This is a genomic window from Catenulispora pinisilvae (genome assembly GCF_015356865.1).
Classification (GTDB): domain Bacteria; phylum Actinomycetota; class Actinomycetes; order Streptomycetales; family Catenulisporaceae; genus Catenulispora; species Catenulispora pinisilvae.
On record NZ_JAAFZA010000431.1, the window covers coordinates 1 to 4,284 of the forward strand.

A 4,284-nucleotide genomic window follows, 5' to 3' on the forward strand; every position below is an offset into this window, starting at 1 on the left:
GTCTGGGGCTCGGCTTCCGGCCCGGCACCGACCCCGGCGTCGCAGTCCACCGCACCCGCCTGGGGATCCGGCCCCGTCGCCGGCCCGCCGTCGAGCCAGAACTCGGCCCCGACCGCGCAGGGGCACGCCTGGACCGGCGGCCCCGGCCCGACATCCGGGCCGTCCACCCCGCCGCAGCCGGTCCCGTCCGTCACCTCGAACCAGTGGCGGCAACCGGCCCAGCCGACCTACCAGTCGCCGCCCACCCAGCCCTCGCAGGCCGCGAGCCCGTGGATGCAGCCGCCGTCCCAGCCCTCGCCGCCCTACGGCGTCCCGATCCCGCCGGCCAAGAAGAACCGCAATGGCCTGATAGCCGCGGTCGGCATCGCGGCGGCGGTGGTGATCGGCGGCGGCATCGCGATCGTCGCCTCCAGCGGCGGCTCCGGCGGATCGTCAGGCGGTTCGAGCGGCGGCGCGACCGGCGGCACGCTCGGTGGCAGCGGCGGCATCGGCGCGCTCACCCCCATCGCCCCCGACTTCCAGCTGGCGAGCCTGGTCACCGACGCGGACGCGACCCAGTACCTCAAGGCCGCGCCCACCACCACCGCGCCGACCGCCGACGCCACCGACGACCCCACCACCTTCGACCAGGACTGGCAGGGCAGCCTGACCAACTCCGAACTGCGGGTGCAGGCGTCGAACTACAAGAGCGACAGCGGCCAGGCCAAGACCGACTTCCTCAGCCACACCTCGACCCTGGCGACCGACGCCCCGTACGAGGACGAGGGTGCGCTCGGGAACTCGGACAAGACCGAGATCCAGGTCGCGACCGACCCGAGCAGCGGTCTACAGCACTGCAAGATCGAGGTGCTGCGCGGTGGCCTGGACGTGACCGTCACGTTCACCGAGCCCGGTTCCACTGCCAGCGCGCACACCGACGTGCTGAACCTCGCCAAGCTGGTCACGGGGCGCCTGCCCGGGAAGTAAGCACCCGGCGGTCATCGGTCGCGGCCACGCTGAGCTTTAGGGGTGCCTGAGGCGCGTGGCGGCGGTCGGTAACGCGGTTCGCACTGCCTGGGCCTGTGCTGCCTGGGCCTGCGCTGCCTGGGCCCATGCCGCCTCGGCCTCGGCTTATGCCACCTCGGCTTGTACTGCCTCAGCCTGTCTGCCTGAGCCTATGCCACCTCGGCTTGTACTACCTCGGCGTACGCCACCTCAGCCCCGAGCGCCGGTGCCCTGCCCCCGAGCCTGGCACACCGTCACCACACACCGCTCCAGCGCATAAGCCGGATCGTCCCCGCCGCCCTTCACCGCGGCGTCCGCCTCCGCCACCGCCAGCAACGCGGTCCCGATCCCGTCCGGCGTCCACCCGCGCACCTGCTGCCGAACCTTGTCGATCTTCCACGGCGGCATCCCCAGCTCGCGCGCCAGATCCGCCGGCCGGGCGCCGCGCGGCGCCGACGCCACCCGCGCCACCGACCGCACCCCGGCCGCCAGCGCGCTGGTGATCAGCACCGGCGCCGTCCCGGTCGCGAGCGCCCAGCGCAGCTGCTCCAACGCCTGCGCCGTCCGGCCGTCGACGGCCAGATCAGCGACCGTGAAGCCGGACACCTCCGCACGCCCGCTGTAGTACTTCGCGACCACCGTCTCATCGATCGGCGTCCTGGCATCGTCGGTGGTGTCGGCGATCAGCTGCGACGCCGCGGCGGCCAGCTCCCGCAGCTCGTTGCCGACCGCGTCCAGCAGCGCACGCGCCGCCTCCTCGGTGATCTGCCGCCGAGCCGCCTTGAACTCCTCGCGCAGGAACGCGATCCGCTCGGTCGGCTTGGTCACCTTCGCCACGTCCACGCGGGCCGCCCCGGCCTTCTCGACCGCGGTCAGCAACGCCTTGCCCTTCACCCCGCCGAGGTGCACGACCACCAGTGTGATCTCCTCGGCCAGCCCGTCCAGCACGCTGGTCAGCATGGCGACGTCATCAGCGGCCAGATCCTGCGCCGACCGCACCACCACGACCCGGCTCTCACCGAACAACGACGGGCTCACCAACTCGGCGAACGTCCCCGGATTGAAGTTCCCGGGCGTCAGATCCCGCGTCTCGGTCTCCGGATCAACGGCACGCTTGGCGGCGACGATCCGCGCCACAGCACGGTCGACGAGCAGTTCCTCGGCCCCCACGACGAGGACGAGCTGGGACGGGGCGGCGGCTTGGGCTGGCATCGGGACAAGCATGGCACGCGGCGGGGACAAGTCCCTATTGCCCGGCCTTGACCTGCCGCGTTGGCTTCACTCCCGGACCGTCGTTCCCCGAGCCATCAGGCTCCGGCCATCAGGCTCCGGCCATCAGGCTCCGGCCATCAGGCTCCGGCCATCAGGCTCCGGCCATCAGGCTCCGGCCGCCGCGGCCTACCCCTCCTTGGCCTTGGCCGCCGCCTTCATCTCCTTCTTGAACGCGCGCACCTTCACCAAGCTCGCCGCATCAGTGACATCCGCCACCGACCGCGTCGACCCCTTCGTCCCGTAGTCCCCCGCGGCCTCCCGCCACCCGGCCGGCGTCACCCCCAGCTGCTTGCCCAGCAGCGCCACCAGGATCTGCGCCTTCTGCTTCCCATACCCGGGCAGCGCCGAGACCCGCTTCAGCAGGTCGGCACCGTCCTTCGCCCCGGTCCACACCGCCGACGCGTCCCCGTAGTACTCCTCGACCACGGCCCGCGCCAGCTTCTGCGTCCGCTCAGCCATCGACTTCGGGAACCGGTGGATCGCCGGCACCTCGGAGAACAGGGCGACGAACTTCTCCGGGTCGTAGTCGGCGATCTGCCCGGCGTCCAGCTTCTTCACCCCGAGCCGCGTGGCCAGCACATACGGCCCGGCGAACGCCTTCTCCATCGGAATCTGCTGGTCGAGAAGCAGGCCGGTAAGCACACCGAGCGGGTCCTTCTCAAGGAAGGCGTCGGCGGCGGGGTCCTGGGCCAGATGCAGCGTCACCATAGCCCCCAGCCTGACAGAACCGCCGCCGGGCCACTGGCGGTTCTGGTCCGTTCGAGGCACCGGGAACACCGGAGGCGTCGGAGAAGCGCTGTAGCCCTGTAGCCCGCGCACTCACTCCGCACTCACTCCGCGCACACAGCCTGCGCGCTCAGTCCTCGGACTCCAGCCGCGTGACGACGTCCGTGATGTACGCCCGCCCCTTCGGCTCCAGCCACGGACACGCCAGAACGAGGTGGCACATCGACCCCAGCACCGTCACCGCCCGCTTCTCAGCCACCTGCATGAACTGGCTCAGCCGGTTCAGCAGCCACTCCAGAATGTCCGCCCGCGTCTCGGGGAACGCCCATGCCACGGCGACCAGCGCCATCCCGGCCGCCTCGCAGACCCAGTCCTCCGGCCCGTGCAGCAACTGCACCAGGATCTGCCGCCGCTCCGACTCCAGCCACGGCTGGTCAGTGCGGTGATGCGCGATGCCGACGCACGCGATCGTCTGCACGGAGCGCACCCAGTAGTCCGGAACCTCCATGGCGAAATCGCCCGGCCACGGCGCGTCCTGCGGCTTCGGCGGGTACGCCAGCACGCCGAGCAGGTCCGATATCGGCACGCCGGCCAGCGCGACCGCGTGGTCGTACAGCGACGTCGGCCCCGACCAGTTCGGCGTGGCGAGGTCCCGCACCAGCGCGACCGCCTGCTCCGACGGCGGCTCGACGGCCGGGACCGCCTCAAGGCCCTCATACCGCCATACCGCGACCTCGACGTCGGCGGCGGGCAGGCGCGGATCGGGGTCCCCGACCTCCAGGAACCCGACGCGCAGCTCCGGGATCACCAGCCGCAGGGTGTTGATGGCGCTCGGCGGCTCGATGATCGACAGCGACATCTCGCCGGCCATGGTGAGGTTGTCCTGCTCGACCAGCTGCCGCAGCAGGTTGGTGCAGGCCTCGGTGCCGCCGGTGACCCGGCCCAGCCACGGCAGCCGCTGGACGTGGTGGCCGACCAGGTAGCGCGCGTAGTCGTGCTCGGGGTGCGCCCGGTGGTAGTCGATGAGCTCCAGCAGGTGCCCGGTGTCGCCGTCGGCCTCGAAGCGCATGCCGAGCAGCGCCGGCGCGGCCTTCTCGTGCTCCGGCTCGACGGCCACCAGCCGCTCCAGCAGCTCCAGCCCCTCCGAACGGCGCCCGGCGTACGCCAGCAGCTCGGCGAGGTCCACCACCAGGTAGGTCTGGGACGGATCCTCCTTGATCGTCTGCGACCACAGCGCGATGGCCTCGTCCACCCGGCCCACCCGCCGCAGGGCGTTGCCGAGCATGATCGCCCCCATCGCCC

Annotated in this window: 3 protein-coding genes and 1 pseudogene; 1 reads left to right on the forward strand and 3 read right to left on the reverse strand. The window is 71.8% G+C overall.

Annotation, left to right across the window (positions count from 1 at the left end):
- Positions 1-966: pseudogene (locus IZR01_RS48395) on the forward strand (hypothetical protein); the annotation flags it as partial.
- A gap of 228 nt (positions 967-1,194) precedes the next feature.
- On the opposite strand, the gene holA reads toward IZR01_RS48395, so the two are convergent.
- From holA to IZR01_RS48410, 3 genes are all read right to left on the reverse strand, one after another.
- Positions 1,195-2,196 carry a DNA polymerase III subunit delta gene (gene holA / locus IZR01_RS48400; RefSeq protein WP_228554865.1) on the reverse strand — a complete coding sequence of 334 codons (1,002 nt, stop codon included), beginning with the start codon at positions 2,194-2,196 and terminating at the stop codon, positions 1,195-1,197.
- Between the two features lie 186 nt (positions 2,197-2,382).
- Positions 2,383-2,964, reverse strand: a complete 582-nt coding sequence (locus tag IZR01_RS48405; protein ID WP_194927807.1) for an HhH-GPD-type base excision DNA repair protein — start codon at positions 2,962-2,964, stop codon at positions 2,383-2,385.
- 148 nt (positions 2,965-3,112) lie between these two features.
- Positions 3,113-4,284 (reverse strand): tetratricopeptide repeat protein (locus tag IZR01_RS48410; RefSeq protein WP_228561412.1); only part of this gene is annotated, 1,172 nt, incomplete at its 5' end.